The organism is Streptomyces sp. NBC_01210 (assembly GCF_036010325.1).
GTDB lineage: Bacteria > Actinomycetota > Actinomycetes > Streptomycetales > Streptomycetaceae > Streptomyces.
The window spans coordinates 6614551-6631600 of sequence record NZ_CP108549.1; the positions used below are offsets into that span (position 1 = coordinate 6614551).

Annotated in this window: 14 protein-coding genes and 5 tRNA genes; 11 read left to right on the top strand and 8 right to left on the bottom strand. The window is 68.5% G+C overall.

What is annotated here, in order from left to right; all coding sequences use genetic code 11:
• Nucleotides 1–142: 142 nt before the first annotated feature.
• Both OG735_RS30190 and OG735_RS30195 read left to right on the top strand, forming a co-directional pair.
• Complete coding sequence (locus OG735_RS30190; RefSeq protein ID WP_327326292.1) at nucleotides 143–1726, top strand: acyl-CoA carboxylase subunit beta; 1584 nt, start codon at nucleotides 143–145, stop codon at nucleotides 1724–1726.
• 30 nt (nucleotides 1727–1756) lie between these two features.
• On the top strand, nucleotides 1757–1975 hold the full coding sequence (locus tag OG735_RS30195; protein WP_327326293.1) for an acyl-CoA carboxylase subunit epsilon: 219 nt from the start codon (nucleotides 1757–1759) through the stop codon (nucleotides 1973–1975).
• Nucleotides 1976–2319: 344 nt separating this feature from the next.
• On the opposite strand, the gene OG735_RS30200 is transcribed toward OG735_RS30195, so the two are convergent.
• The 8 genes from OG735_RS30200 to OG735_RS30235 form a co-directional block, all read right to left on the bottom strand.
• The gene (locus tag OG735_RS30200; protein ID WP_050791473.1) at nucleotides 2320–2901 is read right to left on the bottom strand and encodes a GTP-binding protein; all 582 of its coding nucleotides are present in this window, start codon (nucleotides 2899–2901) and stop codon (nucleotides 2320–2322) included.
• On the bottom strand, nucleotides 2882–3442 hold the full coding sequence (locus tag OG735_RS30205; RefSeq protein WP_327326294.1) for a DUF742 domain-containing protein: 561 nt from the start codon (nucleotides 3440–3442) through the stop codon (nucleotides 2882–2884). Before OG735_RS30205 ends, OG735_RS30200 begins: the two co-directional genes overlap by 20 nt.
• A gap of 96 nt (nucleotides 3443–3538) precedes the next feature.
• The gene (locus OG735_RS30210; RefSeq protein WP_053725133.1) at nucleotides 3539–3952 is read right to left on the bottom strand and encodes a roadblock/LC7 domain-containing protein; all 414 of its coding nucleotides are present in this window, start codon (nucleotides 3950–3952) and stop codon (nucleotides 3539–3541) included.
• A 10-nt stretch (nucleotides 3953–3962) separates the two neighbouring features.
• Nucleotides 3963–7124: a nitrate- and nitrite sensing domain-containing protein gene (locus OG735_RS30215; RefSeq protein WP_442812516.1), complete on the bottom strand. Its 3162-nt coding sequence runs from the start codon at nucleotides 7122–7124 to the stop codon at nucleotides 3963–3965.
• Nucleotides 7125–7463: 339 nt separating this feature from the next.
• Nucleotides 7464–8045, bottom strand: coding sequence for a GTP-binding protein (locus OG735_RS30220; RefSeq protein ID WP_327326296.1), 582 nt, complete (start codon nucleotides 8043–8045; stop codon nucleotides 7464–7466).
• The gene (locus tag OG735_RS30225; protein WP_327326297.1) at nucleotides 8026–8433 is read right to left on the bottom strand and encodes a DUF742 domain-containing protein; all 408 of its coding nucleotides are present in this window, start codon (nucleotides 8431–8433) and stop codon (nucleotides 8026–8028) included. Before OG735_RS30225 ends, OG735_RS30220 begins: the two co-directional genes overlap by 20 nt.
• A gap of 123 nt (nucleotides 8434–8556) precedes the next feature.
• Nucleotides 8557–8970 (bottom strand): roadblock/LC7 domain-containing protein, encoded by a 414-nt coding sequence (locus OG735_RS30230; protein WP_005311457.1) that lies wholly within the window; start codon nucleotides 8968–8970, stop codon nucleotides 8557–8559.
• 9 nt (nucleotides 8971–8979) lie between these two features.
• A complete protein-coding gene (locus tag OG735_RS30235) occupies nucleotides 8980–12531 on the bottom strand; it encodes a sensor histidine kinase (RefSeq protein ID WP_327326298.1) in 3552 nt (1183 codons plus the stop codon).
• A gap of 578 nt (nucleotides 12532–13109) precedes the next feature.
• Between OG735_RS30235 and OG735_RS30240 the strand changes: the two genes are divergently transcribed.
• The 9 genes from OG735_RS30240 to OG735_RS30280 all read left to right on the top strand — a co-directional run bounded on the left by OG735_RS30240 (nucleotide 13110) and on the right by OG735_RS30280 (nucleotide 16963).
• Nucleotides 13110–13283 (top strand): hypothetical protein, encoded by a 174-nt coding sequence (locus tag OG735_RS30240; protein WP_327326299.1) that lies wholly within the window; start codon nucleotides 13110–13112, stop codon nucleotides 13281–13283.
• Nucleotides 13284–13366: 83 nt separating this feature from the next.
• Complete coding sequence (locus tag OG735_RS30245) at nucleotides 13367–14167, top strand: fumarylacetoacetate hydrolase family protein (protein ID WP_327326300.1); 801 nt, start codon at nucleotides 13367–13369, stop codon at nucleotides 14165–14167.
• Nucleotides 14160–15635 carry a glutamate--tRNA ligase gene (gene gltX / locus OG735_RS30250; RefSeq protein ID WP_327326301.1) on the top strand — a complete coding sequence of 492 codons (1476 nt, stop codon included), beginning with the start codon at nucleotides 14160–14162 and terminating at the stop codon, nucleotides 15633–15635. Before OG735_RS30245 ends, gltX begins: the two co-directional genes overlap by 8 nt.
• Before the next feature lie 9 nt (nucleotides 15636–15644).
• Nucleotides 15645–16364: an HAD family hydrolase gene (locus OG735_RS30255; protein WP_327326302.1), complete on the top strand. Its 720-nt coding sequence runs from the start codon at nucleotides 15645–15647 to the stop codon at nucleotides 16362–16364.
• A gap of 87 nt (nucleotides 16365–16451) precedes the next feature.
• Nucleotides 16452–16523: transfer RNA gene (locus OG735_RS30260), tRNA-Gln, on the top strand.
• A 21-nt stretch (nucleotides 16524–16544) separates the two neighbouring features.
• A tRNA-Glu gene (locus OG735_RS30265) sits at nucleotides 16545–16617 on the top strand.
• An 84-nt stretch (nucleotides 16618–16701) separates the two neighbouring features.
• Nucleotides 16702–16774: transfer RNA gene (locus OG735_RS30270), tRNA-Glu, on the top strand.
• 13 nt (nucleotides 16775–16787) lie between these two features.
• A tRNA-Gln gene (locus tag OG735_RS30275) sits at nucleotides 16788–16859 on the top strand.
• A 31-nt stretch (nucleotides 16860–16890) separates the two neighbouring features.
• Nucleotides 16891–16963, top strand: a tRNA-Glu gene (locus OG735_RS30280).
• Nucleotides 16964–17050 lie beyond the last annotated feature (87 nt).

Consider the following 17050-nt stretch of genomic DNA (forward strand, 5'->3'; position numbering starts at 1 on the left):
ACCTCCACAAAGCTTGGAGGCCCTGAGCTGGTAGTTGGGCTGCAGTGCGAAATGGTTCTGTTCAAGGCCGACAGGAGATGGCTCCGGAGACTGTACGGAGTCGACGGCAGGGTTTTCTTGGTCGGATCCGTAGGGTCGATGCATGACCGTTTTGGACGAGACCTCCAGCGAGCCGAGCGACGCGCGTGGGCGTGTGGCCGAGCTGCACGATCTGCGCGAGCAGGCCCGGAGCGGGCCGAGCGAGCGTGCCACCCAGGCGCAGCATGCCAAGGGCAAGCTGACCGCCCGTGAGCGCATCGCGCTGTTGCTGGACGAGGGTTCGTTCAGGGAGGTCGAGCAGCTGCGCCGGCACCGGGCGACCGGCTTCGGCCTGGAGGCCAAGAAGCCGTACACCGACGGTGTCATCACCGGCTGGGGCACGGTCGAGGGCCGGACGGTCTTTGTCTACGCGCACGACTTCCGGATCTTCGGCGGCGCGCTGGGCGAGGCCCACGCCACGAAGATCCACAAGATCATGGACATGGCGATCTCGGCCGGTGCGCCGCTGGTCTCGCTGAACGACGGCGCCGGCGCCCGTATCCAGGAGGGCGTCTCGGCGCTGGCCGGCTACGGCGGCATCTTCCAGCGCAACACCCGCGCGTCCGGTGTCATCCCGCAGATCAGCGTGATGCTCGGCCCGTGCGCGGGCGGCGCGGCGTACTCGCCGGCGCTGACGGACTTCGTGTTCATGGTCCGTGAGACCTCGCAGATGTTCATCACCGGACCGGATGTGGTCAAGGCCGTCACCGGTGAGGAGATCACGCAGAACGGGCTCGGCGGCGCGGATGTGCACGCCGAGACCTCCGGCGTCGCGCACTTCGCGTACGACGACGAGGAGACCTGCATCGCGGAGGTCCGCTACCTGCTGGCGATGCTCCCCTCCAACAACCGCGAGAACCCACCGGTCGCACACGCCGAGGACCCCGCCGACCGGCGCTCCGACGTACTCCTGGACCTCGTACCGGCGGACGGAAACCGCCCGTACGACATGCACAAGGTGATCGAGGAGCTCGTCGACGACGGCGACTACCTCGAGATCCACGAGCGCTGGGCCCGCAACATCATCTGCGCACTGGCCCGTCTCGACGGCCAGGTGGTCGGCATCGTCGCCAACCAGCCGCAGACCCTGGCCGGTGTCCTGGACATCGAGGCCTCCGAGAAGGCGGCGCGCTTCGTGCAGATGTGCGACGCCTTCAACATCCCGATCATCACCCTTTTGGACGTCCCCGGCTTCCTGCCGGGCGTCGACCAGGAGCACGGTGGAATCATCAGGCACGGCGCGAAGCTGCTGTACGCGTACTGCAACGCGACGGTGCCGAGGATCTCGCTGATCCTGCGCAAGGCGTACGGCGGTGCCTACATCGTCATGGACTCCCAGTCCATCGGCGCGGACCTCACCTACGCCTGGCCGACCAACGAGATCGCGGTGATGGGCGCCGAAGGTGCCGCCAATGTCATCTTCCGCAGGCAGATCGCCGAAGCCGAGGACCCCGAGGCCATGCGGGTGCGCATGGTCAAGGAGTACAAGGCAGAGCTGATGCACCCCTACTACGCCGCGGAGCGCGGCCTGGTCGACGACGTCATCGACCCGTCCGAGACGCGCGAGGTGCTGATCGCATCCCTCGCCATGCTCCGCACCAAGCACGCCGACCTGCCGTCGCGCAAGCACGGCAACCCCCCGCAGTAACCCTGCGAAGAGTCTGGAGCCCGAACAGCCATGAGCACTCCTGCAGAGGCCTCTGCGTCCTCCTCCCTGCTGCGCGTGGAGAAGGGTCAAGCCGACCCCGAGGAGCTGGCCGCGATCACCGCGGTGCTGCTCGCCCGCGCGGCGTCCCAGCCCGACGCTGTCCCGACCCACCGTGGCCGCTCCGCGGCCGGCTGGCGCCGCCTGGAGCGCCAGTCCGGCTTCCGTACGGCCCACAGCTGGCAGGGCTGATCCAGCCCCCGCCGCGTACGAAGACCCCAGTGCCTGTGCGGGTGCTGGGGTCTTTTTTGTTCCCCCTACCCGCCCCTTCGCGTAACTGGGGCTCCGCCCCAGACCCCGCGCCTCAAACGCCGGCGAGGCTGGATTTTCCCGCCCGACGGGCAGGAGAATCCAGCCCGTCCGGCGATTGAGGACACGCCCGAAGGGCGTCCGGGGGTCTGGGGGCTTGCCCCCAGTTCGGGAAGGGGCGGGTAGGGGACAAACCCACCCCCCAGGCGCCCCGCACACGCGGGAAGCCCCCGCAACTCCCATAGGAGTGCGGGGGCTTCCGCAGGGACAGGCGACCGCGGTACCGGCTACCGCAGGCGGGCCATCAGGGCGTGCTCGACCAGGGTGATGAGCGCGCTCTTGGCATCCGCGCGGTGGCGGGCGTCCGTCGTGATGATCGGGGTGTCCGGGCCGATCTGCAGCGCCTCACGGACCTCTTCGGGGTTGTACGGCTGGTGTCCGTCGAAGCCGTTGAGGGCGATGACGAACGGCAGGCCGCTGTTCTCGAAGTAGTCGACGGCGGGGAAGCAGTCGGCGAGACGACGCGTGTCCACCAGGACCACCGCGCCGATGGCGCCGCGGACGAGGTCGTCCCACATGAACCAGAAGCGGTCCTGGCCGGGCGTGCCGAACAGGTACAGGATCAGGTCCTGGTCCAGGGTGATACGGCCGAAGTCCATGGCCACCGTGGTGGTGGTCTTGTCCCCGGTGTGGGTCAGGTCGTCGATGCCCGCGGACGCAGACGTCATCACGGCCTCGGTACGCAGCGGGTTGATCTCCGAGACGGCGCCGACGAACGTGGTCTTGCCCACGCCGAAGCCGCCCGCCACCACGATCTTCGCGCTGGTGGTTGAGCGGGCTGCACCGCCGCTAGAGCTTGCGAAGTCCACTGAGCACCCTTTCGAGCAGTGTCACGGCTGGCTGGCCGCCGGCGGACTCGTCGCCGCCGGGCTGGTGAATGGCGACAAGTCCGGCCTCCGCCAGGTCGGCGACGAGGATCCGGGCAACGCCGAGGGGGATGGTGAGAAGTGCCGAGATCTCGGCGACCGACTTGATCTCGAAGCAGAGCCGGCAGATCCGCTGGTGCTCGGGCAACTGCCCTTGCAGCCGGGCGGGATCGGCCGTGGTGCTGACCAGTGCCTCGATGGCGAGCTGGTAGCGCGGCCGGGTACGGCCGCCGGTCATGGCGTACGGGCGCACCAAGGGGTTGTGCGCCGCGGGAGCGGGCTCCGGCGCCCGTCGCGGCTGCACCGGCTGGATGCGCGGCTGCGGCTGGTCGTACGACGGGTCGTACGGCTGCTGCGGCTGCTGGTAAGGCTGTTGGGTGCCCTGTCTGCTCGGCGTGGAGGGGAAGTTGAAGCGGTTCTGAGAGTGATCACCCGGGTTCTGGTGAGCACCGTCATACGGGCGTCCGCCTGGGGGTGTTGCCACGTTTCCTCCTCCGACTGCCGGTCGCCGGTCCATGTCCCTGTGGAGCCGCGCCACCGCACACTACGGTGCGGTGGCGTGAAACGCACTGTCTGCCTGTTAGTTGAGAAGACTTCCCTGGAGCTCTGCACGCAGGTCCGGGGTGAGCACACTGCCCGCCCGGTCCACGAGCAGAGCCATCTCGTAACCCACCAGGCCGATGTCGGCCTCGGGGTGTGCGAGTACGGCCAGCGAGGAACCGTCGGAGACGGACATGATGAAGAGGAAGCCTCGTTCCATCTCCACCACCGTCTGGTTGACCGCACCGCCTTCGAAGATCCGGGACGCTCCCGCGGTCAGCGAGGTCAGCCCGGAGGCTACGGCCGCCAGCTGATCGGCGCGGTCACGCGGGAAACCTTCGGACATCGCCAGCAGGAGTCCGTCGGCGGAGACCACCACGGTGTGGGACACCCCAGGGGTGTTGTCCACGAAGTTGGTGATCAACCAGTTCAGATTCTGCGCCGCCTGGCTCATCGGGCTCACACTAACGCTCCTGGTTGTAGGTACTACTGCCCGGGCCGAAGCCCGATCCGTTCGTGTCCGTCCCCGCGTTGCGTCCCTGCTGGACACCGCGCCGCAGGTTGCTCAACCTGCCACGCACGTCCTCAGGGGCGCGGGAGACCTGAGGTCCGCCCTGCGGGGTCTGCTCAGCCGTGCCCTCGACGAGGTTCGCCTTGGGCACCCGCCGCGGCAGACCGGAGGAGGTGACCCCGCCCGCCTTCGGCTCGCGGAGCTTCTCCGCCCGCTGCCAGCGCTCGTCGTTGGTCGAGCGCCAGTCCTCGGAGCCGGCACCGTTGCTGCTGCCGTCCGCCTCGGCCTGAGCGCCCTGCGGAGCCTGTTTGGCCTGCTCGGCGGGCTGCTGCCACTGCTGCTGGGGCTGCGACTGCTGAATGCTGCCGCGCCGCGGCAGACCGGCGTTGGTCGTTGCGTGACTGCTGCTCGGAGCGGGTCCCGGACGTTCGAAGCCTACGCGCTCGGAGACGTTCGTGGGGGCGCTGGGTGCAGATTCCGGTTCGCTCCGGTAATCCGGCTCGAACCCACCCTGGTACGTACCTTGATTCGACCAGTCTCCCTGGTGGGACTGGGTGTCGAACTGGCCGTCGTACTGAGAATCCTGGGTCTGCGGAGCCTGGTAATTGGCTTCCGCATATGCCGACTCGTGGTGCTCCTGGGGCTCCGGGTAACCGCCGGACTGCTGGTAGCCGTCGTACGCCTGCGGCTGCTCCTGGGCGTACTCCTGCGAGTAGTCCTGGCCGTACTCGGAGGCGTACTGCTGCTGCCCCTGCGAGTAGTCCACCTCGTCGCGGTAGAGCGGGTGCTCGCCGCCCTGTGCCTGCGCCTCCAGCGCGGCACGGCGCTCCTCACGCATCAGCGAGCGGCCCACCGGGTCGAGCTGCGGAGAGGCGTCCGAGGGATCGTCGTACCGGGAGTCGTCGAAGCCGAGTTCCGCGGCCGTGCGCATCGGCGGGGCCTGGATCGGAGCGGGCTCGAACGACTGCTGCTCCGGAATGATCTGGGAGACCGTGAAGTCGTCCTCGGGCAGTGCCTCGCCACCGCCACCGTGGGTGATGGCGTCGGGAAGCATGACCAGTGAGGTGGTGCCGGCCTGCTCGCCCGAGGGGCGCAGCTGGACCCGGATGCCGTGCCGGTCGGCGAGGCGGCCGACCACGAACAGGCCCATGCGCTGCGAGACAGCGGCGTCCACCGTCGGCGGGTTGGCCAGCTTGTGGTTGATGTCGGCGAAGTCCTCGGCGGTCAGGCCGATGCCCTTGTCGTGGATCTCGACCATGACGCGACCGTCGGGCAGCCGGGTGGCTGTCACGCGGACCTTGGTCTGCGGCGAGGAGAACGTCGTGGCGTTCTCCAGCAGCTCGGCCAGCAGATGCACAAGGTCGGTCACGGCCTGGCCGTGGATGTCCGTCTCCGGGACGCCCGTCATCTCGATGCGCTCGTAGGACTCCACCTCCGAGGAGGCGGCGCGGAGCACGTCGACCAGCGGCACCGGCTGGTTCCAGCGGCGCCCCGGCTCCTCGCCGGCGAGGACCAGGAGGTTCTCGCCGTTGCGGCGCATACGGGTCGCCAGGTGGTCCAGCTTGAAGAGGTTCTCCAGCTGGTCCGGGTCGGCCTCGTTGTTCTCCAGGTCGGTGATCAGGGTCAGCTGGCCCTCGATCAGCGACTGGTTACGGCGAGAGAGGTTGGTGAAGATCGCGTTGACGTTGCCACGGAGCATGGCCTGCTCGGCGGCGAGCCGGACGGCCTCGCGGTGGACCTGGTCGAAGGCGCGGGCGACTTCGCCGATCTCGTCCAGGGTGTCGATCGGGATCGGCTGCACACGGGTGTCGACGCGGCCCGGCTCCGTACGCGAGAGCTGGTCGACCAGCATCGGCAGACGCTGCTCGGCGATGCCGAACGCGGCGGTACGCAGCTGGCGCATCGAGCGGCTCATCTGGCGGGCCATGAGCCCGGCCAGGATGAAGGCGGTGAGCAGGGCGATCACGACGATGGCGCCGTTGACGATGGCGTCCTGCTTGGCGTCGTCGGAGATCTGGGCGGCCTCGGTCACGGCCTTGTCGACGAGGTTGTTCTCGATCTCGGTGTAGCCGTCGAACTTGGCGGTGGACGCGCCCATCCAGGTGGTGGGCGTGACGTCGATCTTCTTCAGCTGCTTGGGGCTCAGCCCCTGGCCGATCTTGGCGGCCATGCCGGGCAGGACGTTGCCCTTCGGGTCCCGCGGCGGGTTGAGACCGGCGGCCTTCAGCTGCTTCTCGCCCGCGACGGCCTTGCCCGCCATGATCTGCTGCAGGTTGTCGGTGTCTTCCTGCGTACCGCCGGAGACGTACTCACCGAGCGCGATCTGCTCAAGGTAGTTGTACGAGTTGAACGCGATGGTCTGCTTGGCGCGGGTCGTGTCGTCCCCGCTGGGACGGATCAGCAGGTGCAGGCCGATGGAGCGCTGCAGCGACGCGGCGGCCTTGGCCAGCTGGATCGCGTAGACCGTACGGCCGTAGCTGGTGATGTTGCCGGTGCCGAGGCCGAGCTCGTTGGAGAACTCCATCAGCGAGTGCTGGACCTTGACGTAGCCCTCTTCGGTGCCGACCGCGGACTTGGACTCGATGCCCTCGATGTACGCGGTCTTGCGCAGGTCGGCGAGGCTGGGCTCCTCGGCCCGGAAGAGACTCAGACGGCGCTCCAGGCCCTGCTTCTCGGGCAGGTCCTGGACGGCCAGGTCGAACTTCTGCTTCGCGTCGTCCGTGGTCGCGTACGCCTTGGTGACGGTCGGATCCTTGCGGGCACCGGCGAGCAGATACGGCGCCGTGAGGTCACGCTCGTTGAGCAGTGCCTGGCCGTACTCCGAGGCGGCGCGCACGATCAGCGCCGTCTTCTCGGCGTCCTGCGCCTCGTTCCAGGTGTTGATGGAGGACTTGACCTGGAAGCCGCCCATCACCAGCCCGACGAGCACGGGGATGAGGAGGATCGCGTTCAGGCGGGTGGGCACTCGCCAGTTGCGCGGGGACAGCCGGCTTGAGCTGCCGGCGGCCGGGGCCGGCGGACCGGGCTCAATCGCAGGCGACGCCGCTGCGCGCTGCGGCGGGGTGAAGTTGCCCCGCGCCTGCTGCTCTGCGGAGCTCGTCATGCTTCGCCTCACTCGACCAACAACCTCTCGGCGTCGGCACCTACGCTGTGCCGTGTGTTTCGTTCAGAGCTCTACTACTGGGGAGTTCGCCGAATTCCAGCACGTGGAAGGGGTCCGTTCCAAACAGTTGGAATCCACCATTCCGAGTGGCGTACGCCTCAGATAAAACGGGCATAAATGTCAAGCCGCATCAAATGGCGAGGTCAATATGAGCGCAGCGGTACCAGTCGTACGCGGCGGGTGTCCGAGGCGCGTTAATTCTCTCTCGAAATGTTATGAACACGAAGGCGGGCCGTGTCAAAGGACACAGCCCACCCCCATACAACTACGACAACTGCCGTATCTCGCCGTCTACTTGAGCCGGGCCATCAGGGCGTGCTCGACCAGGGTGATGAGTGCGCTCTTGGCGTCCGCGCGGTGGCGGGCGTCGGTGGTGATGATGGGTGCGTCCGGGCCGATCTGCAGGGCTTCGCGTACTTCTTCGGGGTTGTAGGGCTGATGTCCCTCGAAGCCATTGAGGGCGACGACGAACGGCAGCCCGCTGTTCTCGAAGTAGTCGACCGCCGGGAAGCAGTCGGCGAGGCGGCGGGTGTCGACCAGCACGATGGCGCCGATCGCGCCGCGGACGAGGTCGTCCCACATGAACCAGAAGCGGTCCTGGCCGGGCGTGCCGAACAGGTACAGGATCAGGTCCTGGTCCAGGGTGATACGGCCGAAGTCCATGGCCACCGTGGTGGTGGTCTTGTCCCCGGTGTGGGTCAGGTCGTCGATGCCCGCGGAGGCGCTGGTCATGACGGCTTCGGTACGCAGCGGGTTGATCTCCGAGACGGCGCCGACGAACGTGGTCTTGCCCACGCCGAAGCCGCCCGCCACCACGATCTTCGCGGAGGTGGTCGACCGTGCCCCACCGCCGCTAGAGCTTGCGAAGTCCACTGAGCACCCTTTCGAGCAGTGTCACGTCCGGCGTGCCGCCGGCCTCTCCGTTGCCCGGCTGATGGATCGCCACCATGCCCGCCTCCGCCAGGTCGGCCACGAGGATCCGCGCGACCCCGAGCGGCATCGACAACAGCGCCGACACCTCTGCCACCGACTTGACCTCACGGCACAGGTGACAGATCCGCTGGTGCTCGGGGAGCAGTGTCCCGAGGTGCGCCGGGTCGGCCGTGGTGCTGACCAGTGCCTCGATGGCGAGCTGGTAGCGCGGCCGGGTCCGGCCGCCGGTCATGGCGTACGGACGGACCAGCGGCTGATCGCCTTCAAATCCGTACGACGCGTCGACTGAGGCGCCGTACGGATCGTGAGAGGCGGGTGGCGGGGTCATGAATCCTCCGGGCGTGACAGCAAGTGGTCTGCGTGCCGTCTGACTGGGCCGGTGGGGGGCCTTGGCGACCTGACAGTGGCTGTGCGGTGGCGCGTACCTGAATTACCTGTGGGGGGAGGCGGTTCAGTGCAAAAGGCTTCCCTGAAGCTCGGCGCGCAGGTCCGGAGTGAGGACACTGCCGGCCCGGTCCACCAGAAGTGCCATCTCGTAGCCGACGAGGCCGATGTCGCAGTCGGGGTGCGCGAGTACGGCCAGCGAGGAACCGTCCGAGACGGACATGAGGAAGAGGAAACCGCGCTCCATCTCGACGACGGTCTGGCTGACCGGACCGCCTTCGAAGATCCGGGACGCCCCCGCGGTCAGCGAGGTGAGTCCGGACGCCACGGCCGCCAGCTGATCGGCGCGGTCACGCGGGAAACCTTCGGACATCGCCAGCAGAAGACCGTCGGCGGAGACCACCACCGTGTGAGACACCCCAGGGGTGTTGTCCACGAAGTTGGTGATCAACCAGTTCAGATTCTGCGCCGCCTGGCTCATCGGACTCAACTAACGCTCCTGCTGGTGAGTGGGGCCGAGGTCGAAGCTGCCGGTCGTCGAGCTGCTCTGCTGACGACCCTGCTGAATGCCCCGACGGAGATTGGTCAGCCGGCCGCGTACGTCATCGGGAGCACGCGAAACCTGCGGACCGGCCTGGTGGTTCTGCTCCTGCGCGGTGCCCGGCACAAGGTTGGCGCGCGGGACCCGGCGAGGCAGACCGGAGGTGGTGACGCCGCCCGCCGCGGGCTTCCTGACCCGCTCGGCCTGGCGTACCAACTCGTCATTGGGCGAGGTGCGCCAGGTGGCACCACTCGCGTTGGGCGCGTTGCCCGGGGTCACCGGGGTCGGCGCCGGGGTGCGCTGCGGCATCGGCGGAGCGGGACGCTCCGTCGGCTGCGGCGGGACGGCGGGAGCCTGCGGCTGCTCGGCGGGCTGACCGCTCTGCGGGCCGTGGAACCAGTTCGTCTCAAGGGTGTCGTAGAGCGGCGTACGGCCGTCGCCGGGACCGGCCGGCGGCAGTGCCTCCGGCTGAGGCTGGGGCGGCAGTGCGTTGTGCGCCGGACGCGGCACTCCGTAGTCGGCGGTGTCCCGGCCACCGCGCCGACGCGGGTTGGCGGAGGGGGCCGGCGGCTGCGGGGCGCCTGTGTTCGGACGGGCGAACTGCCCCGAGGACGAGGAGTCCTGGGCGCCGAAGACATCGGGACGTACGAACTGCCCGGTGGAATCGGCACCGGAACCTGCGCCCCGGTCACCGCCGCGCGGCGGCGGCCCGTTGAAGTCGGGCCGTGCGAACTCGGCCGTGGAGCCGGGACCGCGGGTGGACTCGTTGTCCTCGTGGCCGCGCGGCGCATCCGCGGACGGACGCTGCTGCGGGGCGGACGGCTGCTCGCTGCCCCAGCTGGTGGCCTGCGGCCGCTGCGGCCGCTGTGGACGCTGCGGCTCCTCCCGGCGGTGCGAGGAGCTGCCACCGGGCAGCTCGGCACGCGGGCCGCCGGAGGGCGGCAGCTGACGGCCGCGGTCACCCGCGCCCGGAGCACCCTGCTGGAAGCCGTTCTGGCGCGCCTCGTTGCGCACCGGAGCGCTCGGGGCGCCCCGGCCCGTGCCCGAGCCGAAGGCGCCGGCGAGACCGCCGCCCTGACCCTGGCTCTGACCGCCCTGCTGACCCTGACCCTGTCCCTGGCGGGGCGGCAGCGCGGCACGCGGAGCCGCGCCCGCACCGACCTGGCCGCGCGGCGCACCGGCGCCGAACCGGCCGCCGGCCGGAGCGCCGCCCAGTCCGCCCGAGGGAGCACCGCCGAGACCGGGACGGCCGCCACCGTTCGCACCGGGACCGCCGCCCGGACGGCCGCCGGGCGCCGAGGGAACGGCGCCCTGGCCGCCCGCACCGGGCATGCTCGGGACCTTCTTGCCGCCGTTGGCGACATCGACGGGCAGCATGACCAGCGCGGTCGTACCGCCGGAGTCGGAGGGACGCAGCTGGATACGGATGCCGTGTCGCAGGGACAGCCGGCCGACCACGAACAGACCCATCCGTCGCGACACCGAGACGTCCACGGTGGGCGGCGAGGCGAGCCGCTCGTTGATCGCCGCGAGGTCCTCGGGCGAGAGACCGATACCGGTGTCGTGGATCTCGACGAGCACACGCCCGTCGGGCAGCGCGTGACCGGTGACGCGGACCTTGGTCTGCGGGGAGGAGAAGGACGTCGCGTTCTCGAGCAGCTCGGCGAGGAGGTGCACAAGGTCGTTGACGACGCGTCCCGCGACCTCGGTCGCCGGGACCGAGGCGAGTTCGATGCGCTCGTACTGCTCCACCTCGGAGGCGGCGGCACGGAGCACGTCGACCAGCGGAACCGGCCGGGTCCACCGGCGGCCCGGCTCCTCGCCCGCGAGGACGAGGAGGTTTTCGCCGTTCCGGCGCATACGGGTCGCGAGGTGGTCCAGCTTGAAGAGGGAGGACAGCTGGTCCGGGTCGGCCTCGCGGGACTCCAGCTCGGAGATGAGCGAGAGCTGACGCTGGATAAGACCCTGGCTGCGGCGCGAGAGGTTGGTGAACATCGCGTTGACGTTGCCTCGCAGCAGCGCCTGCTCGGCGGCGAGGCGGACCGCCTCGCGGTGCACGTCGTCGAAGGCCGCGGCCACCTGGCCGATCTCGTCCCTGGAGTGCACACCGACGGACTCCACCGAGGTGTCGACGTCCTGCGGGTCGGCCTCGGAGAGCTGCTTGACCAGCTCGGGCAGCCGGTCCTGGGCGACCTTGGTGGCGGTGTCCTGCAGCCTGCGCAGGGAGCGGATCATGGAGCGGGCCACGACGAAGGCGCCGACGAGCGAGACGCCGAGGACGACGAGGATGAGCGCACCGTTGATGATCGCGTCGCGCTGCGACTGCTGGCGCAGCTCGCGCGCCTTGGCCTCCATCTGGCCGAGCAGTGTGGCCTCGATGGTGCCCATCGCCCTGATGCGGACCGAGTAGTCGTCGGTCCAGTCCAGGTGGGAACGCTTGGGCTGGGTGGCCAGACCGCCCTTGGTGTCGAGCACGCGCTTGGCGTAGAGCTCGGACGCCTTGATCGTGGGGTTGCCGTTCTCCAGCGGGTCGGTCAGTTCATCGGCGTTGCCGCCGATGGACGAGTAGATCGCCCTGAAGGCCTTGATCTCCGTCTTGCCGTTCTCCAGGTTGGCCAGACCGTAGAGCCGGTCGGGCTCGCTGAGGCCCGGGGCCTTATCGTCGGCACCGCCCGGGAGAGCGGCGGCGATGACCGCACGCTGGATGGAGGCGAATTCCTTGGCGGAGGAGAACGCCGCCAGGGCACGCGTCCTCTTGATCATCTCCGGGTTGCTGGTCGCCTGGGCCATGTCCTGGGAGAGGCTCAGCAGCGACTGGATCAGCCGGCTGTAGGCCTCGATGGTCTGGGAGTGCGGGGCGCCCGGGGCGTAGGCGGTCTCGCGGATCTTGGTCAGCGCGTTGACCTGGACGGCGATCTCGTTCGCGTTGGCGCGGATGCTCTCCAGCGCCTGATCGTTCTCCGTGTTGGGGATGCCCCGGGTGGTCTCGAGGAAGGAGGTCCTGGCCCGGTCGGTCGCCGCTCGTGGTTCCGAGACCTTGAAGTCGGCGACGCTCGCGCCGTTGGCCAGCGGGCCCGCGGACAGGTCGCGCTCCGCCTGGAGCTTCTCCGCCAGCGCGGTCGCCTGCTTGGTCATGTCCGTCAGCAGCTGCATGTGCTCCAGCTGCTTCATATCGTCCATGGACTGATTGATACGGAGTCCGCCCAGCGTGGTCGCCGCGACGACCGGCAGGGTGAGCAGGGACACCAGACGCGTGCTGATGCGCCAGTTGCGCAGGGCTATTCGCGAACCGGTGTCCGTGGGTCCCTTGGATTTCAGCGGGGGCTTGGGCCCGTCGCCGCCCGGTGCGGCCGCACCGGGGCGCGCGGCACGGTCACCGCTGTCGCCGGGCGCTGCCGGTCCCTGGTTTTGGGTGTGCTGGGGCGAGGAACCGCGGTCGGTCCCGCCACGCGGCTCCTGTTCCGCCGCAGCGCTGCCATCCCTCTTGAAACGTCCCTGCACTAGCGTCGCAACCTCTGGACCAGGCGTCCCTCCGCGTGAACGGCGAGACGGTGTCGGCGTCGTGGGGCGAAGAACGCGCCCCATGGTGGTCGTCAGTGACCGGCGCTGATCCCCTTTCCCCGCCGCCACTCGGCGCTGCGTTGCGCCCTTGCGCGCCGGCCTGAAACCCGCGGCGGTGCGTGGAATTCCAGCACAGAGCAGGATCTCCAACAAGAGCCGCGTACCGGGCTGTGACCTGGGTGACACGGTGTGATGGTTGCGTCACAAGACGTAGAAAGAGGGTGCGGAGGAAACGGACTTTTCCCTACGAGTCACTCGGGGTGGAGGGTGTCCCAGTCGCCATGATCAGGAGCGGAATGATGGCTTCAGTGGGGCAATGTCCGTTTCGTTGGATGTGGTTGACCGTCTGGAATGACCGAATTGACCGTCAACTCGTGAGGAAACTCACACGTAGATCGCTGAGTCTTCCGGGCTTTCGCAGGGAATTGAATGTTTAGCCTGACGCTTTACAGGGATGGGCAATCCGTCAACCGGCGCTCACCGAAGCGCCCGCACCCCGACAAGGTCTGAAACAACAGATGAAGACGACGATGATGTTCCGCAACATAGCCAACCCCCGGCGCACCACGCTGGCGCACCTCGAGGACGCCGACGAACTGCAGACGCCGGAGCAGCCGGAACACGCACTCGATCTTCCCATGCAGACGGCAAACCCGCGTCGTACGGTCCTGATGGACGCCCCCGCCCAGTAATACGCGAGGCGGTGCCCGCACCCGCGTTAGCCTGGAGCGTCAGACTCCAGCCAGCGCAATCAGCAGAGGGGCACCCGCATCCCGTGCGCATCGCCAGGTTCTCCATCGACGGCAATGTCGCCTTCGGCGCGGTCGAGGGCGAAGGAACCATCAACCAAGGTGACCTCGTCCTCGACATCATCAAGGGCATCCCGTTCGCAGACTTCGAGCTCTCCGGTACGAAGGTCCCGCTGGCTCCGCAGTCGCAGGACCGGGTCCGGCTGCTGCCGCCCGTGCTCCCCAGCAAGGTCGTGGCCTTCGGCCGCAACTACGCGGAGCACGCGGCGGAGCTCGGCAACGAGGTGCCCGACGCGCCGTTCGCCTTCTTCAAGCCGTCCACCTCGGTGGTCGGACCCGGCGACCCGATCGCATACCCCTCCTTCTCCCAGGAACTGCACCACGAGGCCGAACTGGCCGTGGTCATCGGCCGGATGTGCCGCGAAGTCCCGCGCGAGCGCGTCAAGGACGTGATCCTCGGCTACACCTGCGCCAATGACGTCACCGCGCGCGACGTCCAGAAGCGCGAGAAGCAGTGGGCCAGGGCCAAGGGCTTCGACAGCTCCTGCCCGCTCGGCCCCTGGGTGGAGACCGACCTCGACCCGAGCGACCTGGCGATCCAGTGCACGGTCAACGGAGAGCAGCGTCAGCTCGGCCGTACGAGCCAGATGATCCACTCCATCGAGGATCTGATCGTCAACATCTCCGAGGCGATGACGCTGCTCCCCGGCGACGTCGTCCTCACGGGCACCCCGGCCGGGGTCGGCCCCCTCAACGTCGGCGACGAGGTCGCCGTCACCATTCAAGGCATCGGCACTCTCACCAACAAGGTGATCAAGCGTGGCTAACGCGAACGTCCGCGTACGTTTCTGTCCCTCGCCGACCGGCAACCCCCATGTGGGTCTGGTCCGCACCGCCCTGTTCAACTGGGCGTTCGCCCGGCACAACGGCGGCACCATGGTCTTCCGCATCGAGGACACCGACGCGGCCCGCGACTCCGAGGAGTCGTACAACCAGCTGCTCGACTCGATGCGCTGGCTGGGCCTGGACTGGGACGAGGGCCCCGAGACCGGCGGCCCGCACGCGCCCTACCGCCAGTCGCAGCGGATGGACCTCTACAAGGACGTCGCCGAGAAGCTCCTGGCCGGGGGTTACGCGTACCACTGCTACTGCACCGCCCTTGAGCTGGAGGCCCGCCGCGACGCCGCCCGCGCGGCCGGCAAGCCCTCCGGTTACGACGGCAAGTGCCGCGACCTGACCGCCGAGCAGAAGGCGGCGTACGAGGCCGAGGGCCGCACCTCCATCGTCCGCTTCCGGATGCCCGACGAGCCGATCACCTTCACGGACCTGGTCCGCGGCGAGCTCACCTTCACTCCGGAGAACGTCCCGGACTACGGCATCGTCCGCGCCAACGGCGCCCCGCTGTACACGCTGGTCAACCCGGTCGACGATGCGCTGATGGAGATCACCCATGTGCTGCGCGGCGAGGACCTGCTGTCCTCCACCCCGCGGCAGGTCGCGCTCTACAAGGCGCTGATCGAGCTGGGCATCGCCAAGGAGATCCCGGTCTTCGGCCACCTGCCGTACGTGATGGGCGAGGGCAACAAGAAGCTCTCCAAGCGCGACCCGCAGGCGTCCCTGAACCTGTACCGCGAGCGCGGCTTCCTCCCCGAGGGTCTGATCAACTACCTGTCGCTGCTCGGCTGGTCCTACTCCGCCGACCAGGACATCTTCTCGGTCGCCGAGCTGGTCGAGAAGTTCGACATCGTGGACGTCAACGCCAACCCGGCCCGCTTCGACCTGAAGAAGGCGGAGGCGATCAACGCCGACCACATCCGCCGGCTCGATGTGAAGGCCTTCACCGAGGCGTGCCGCCCCTGGCTGCAGGCCCCGCACGCCAACTGGGCCCCGGAGCAGTTCGACGAGGCGGCCTGGGAGGCGATCGCCCCGTACGCCCAGACCCGGGTCACCGTCCTCTCGGACATCACGGCCAACGTCGACTTCCTCTTCCGGGACGCGCCGGTCGAGGACGAGGCGTCCTGGACGAAGGCGATGAAGGAGGGCTCCGACGCCCTGCTCCGTACGGTCCGCGAGAAGCTGGAGTCCGCGGACTGGTCCAGCGCGGAGTCCCTGAAGAACGCGGTCCTGGCGGCCGGCGAGGAGCACGGCCTGAAGCTCGGCAAGGCCCAGGCCCCGGTCCGCGTCGCGGTCACCGGCCGCACGGTGGGCCTGCCGCTGTTCGAGTCCCTGGAGATCCTGGGCAAGGAGAAGACCCTGTCCCGTATCGACGCGGCACTGGCGAAGCTCACGGCCTAAGCTCGCGGCATGCCGATCCGCGCGGTTCTCTGGGACATCGATGACACGATCTTCGACTACGCCAGCGCCGACCGCGTCGGCATGCAAAGGCATCTGAACGCCGAGGGCCTGCCCGACGGATACGACTCCGTCGGGCAGGCCCTCGATGCGTGGCGCGAGCTCACCCAGCTGCACTGGGCCCGGTTCGCCGGCGGCGAGACCGATTTCCAGGGGCAGCGCCGCGACCGCGTCCGGTCCTTTCTCCGTACGGAGCTGAGCGACGCGGACGCGGACGCCTGGTTCGAACGGCACGTCGCCCACTTCGAGGCCGCCTGGTCCCTCTTCCCCGACACCGTGCCCGTCCTGGACGTGCTGGCGGACGAGTACCGCCACGCCGTCCTGTCGAACGCCAGCATTCACAACCAGGACCGCAAGCTGCGCGCCCTCGGTGTACGGGACCGGTTCGAAGCCGTCGTGTGCGCCGTCGAACTCGGGGTCTCCAAGCCCGACGCCGGCGCCTTCCATGCCGCCTGTGACGCGATCGACCTCACGCCGCAGGAGGTGGTGTATGTGGGGGATCATCCCGATATCGACGCTCGCGGCGCCGTCGCCGCGGGGCTCACCGGCATCTGGCTCGATCGCACCGGCCTCGGTGGGCACCCTGAGCTCACTCGTATCACCGGCCTCGACCAGCTTCCTGGCCTGCTGCGGGGCGATACCCGTTTTGGAGCGCCGGACACCTTCAGGTAATGTTCTTCCTGCGCCGCCCGAGTGGGCCGAGAGGTCCGGCCGGGAAGCGCAAACCAAACAAACCCCCACCTGGGGGTTGAGTTTTGGTGGGCTATGGTGTAATTGGCAGCACGACGGTTTCTGGTTCCGTTAGTCTAGGTTCGAGTCCTGGTAGCCCAGCGCAGATCTCATCTGTAACAAGCCCCCGTTGTGTAGCGGCCTAGCACGCTGCCCTCTCAAGGCAGTAGCGCCGGTTCGAATCCGGTCGGGGGTACAGATCCATCCCGTTGATCATCAGGGTCGCACCCGATGATCGTGCGGTGACATCACCCGGCTCTTGCCGGGTGGGATCGCTAGGGCCCCCGTTGTGTAGCGGCCTAGCACGCCGCCCTCTCAAGGCGGTAGCGCCGGTTCGAATCCGGTCGGGGGTACTGGTCTATACCATGGGCTATGGTGTAATTGGCAACACGACGGTTTCTGGTTCCGTTGTTCTAGGTTCGAGTCCTGGTAGCCCAGCGCGGTCGAGTGATCGACCTGCAAGTAGCTAGCCCCCGTTGTGTAGCGGCCTAGCACGCCGCCCTCTCAAGGCGGTAGCGCCGGTTCGAATCCGGTCGGGGGTACGCATCGAGAAGGCCCTCCGCCAACCGCGGAGGGCCTTCTCGCGTCTGTTGCCTTCCTCTGCCTTCCTCCTGCGGCCGCGTCGGCGG

Excerpts from the sequence above, each read along its gene's own strand:
- OG735_RS30190 (WP_327326292.1), top strand. The coding sequence starts at position 143 with ATGACCGTTTTGGACGAGACCTCCAGCGAGCCGAGCGACGCGCGTGGG.
- OG735_RS30195 (WP_327326293.1), top strand. The coding sequence starts at position 1,757 with ATGAGCACTCCTGCAGAGGCCTCTGCGTCCTCCTCCCTGCTGCGCGTG.
- OG735_RS30210 (WP_053725133.1), bottom strand. The coding sequence starts at position 3,952 with ATGAGCCAGGCGGCGCAGAATCTGAACTGGTTGATCACCAACTTCGTG.
- OG735_RS30225 (WP_327326297.1), bottom strand. The coding sequence starts at position 8,433 with ATGACCCCGCCACCCGCCTCTCACGATCCGTACGGCGCCTCAGTCGAC.
- OG735_RS30230 (WP_005311457.1), bottom strand. The coding sequence starts at position 8,970 with ATGAGCCAGGCGGCGCAGAATCTGAACTGGTTGATCACCAACTTCGTG.
- OG735_RS30240 (WP_327326299.1), top strand. The coding sequence starts at position 13,110 with ATGAAGACGACGATGATGTTCCGCAACATAGCCAACCCCCGGCGCACC.
- OG735_RS30255 (WP_327326302.1), top strand. The coding sequence starts at position 15,645 with ATGCCGATCCGCGCGGTTCTCTGGGACATCGATGACACGATCTTCGAC.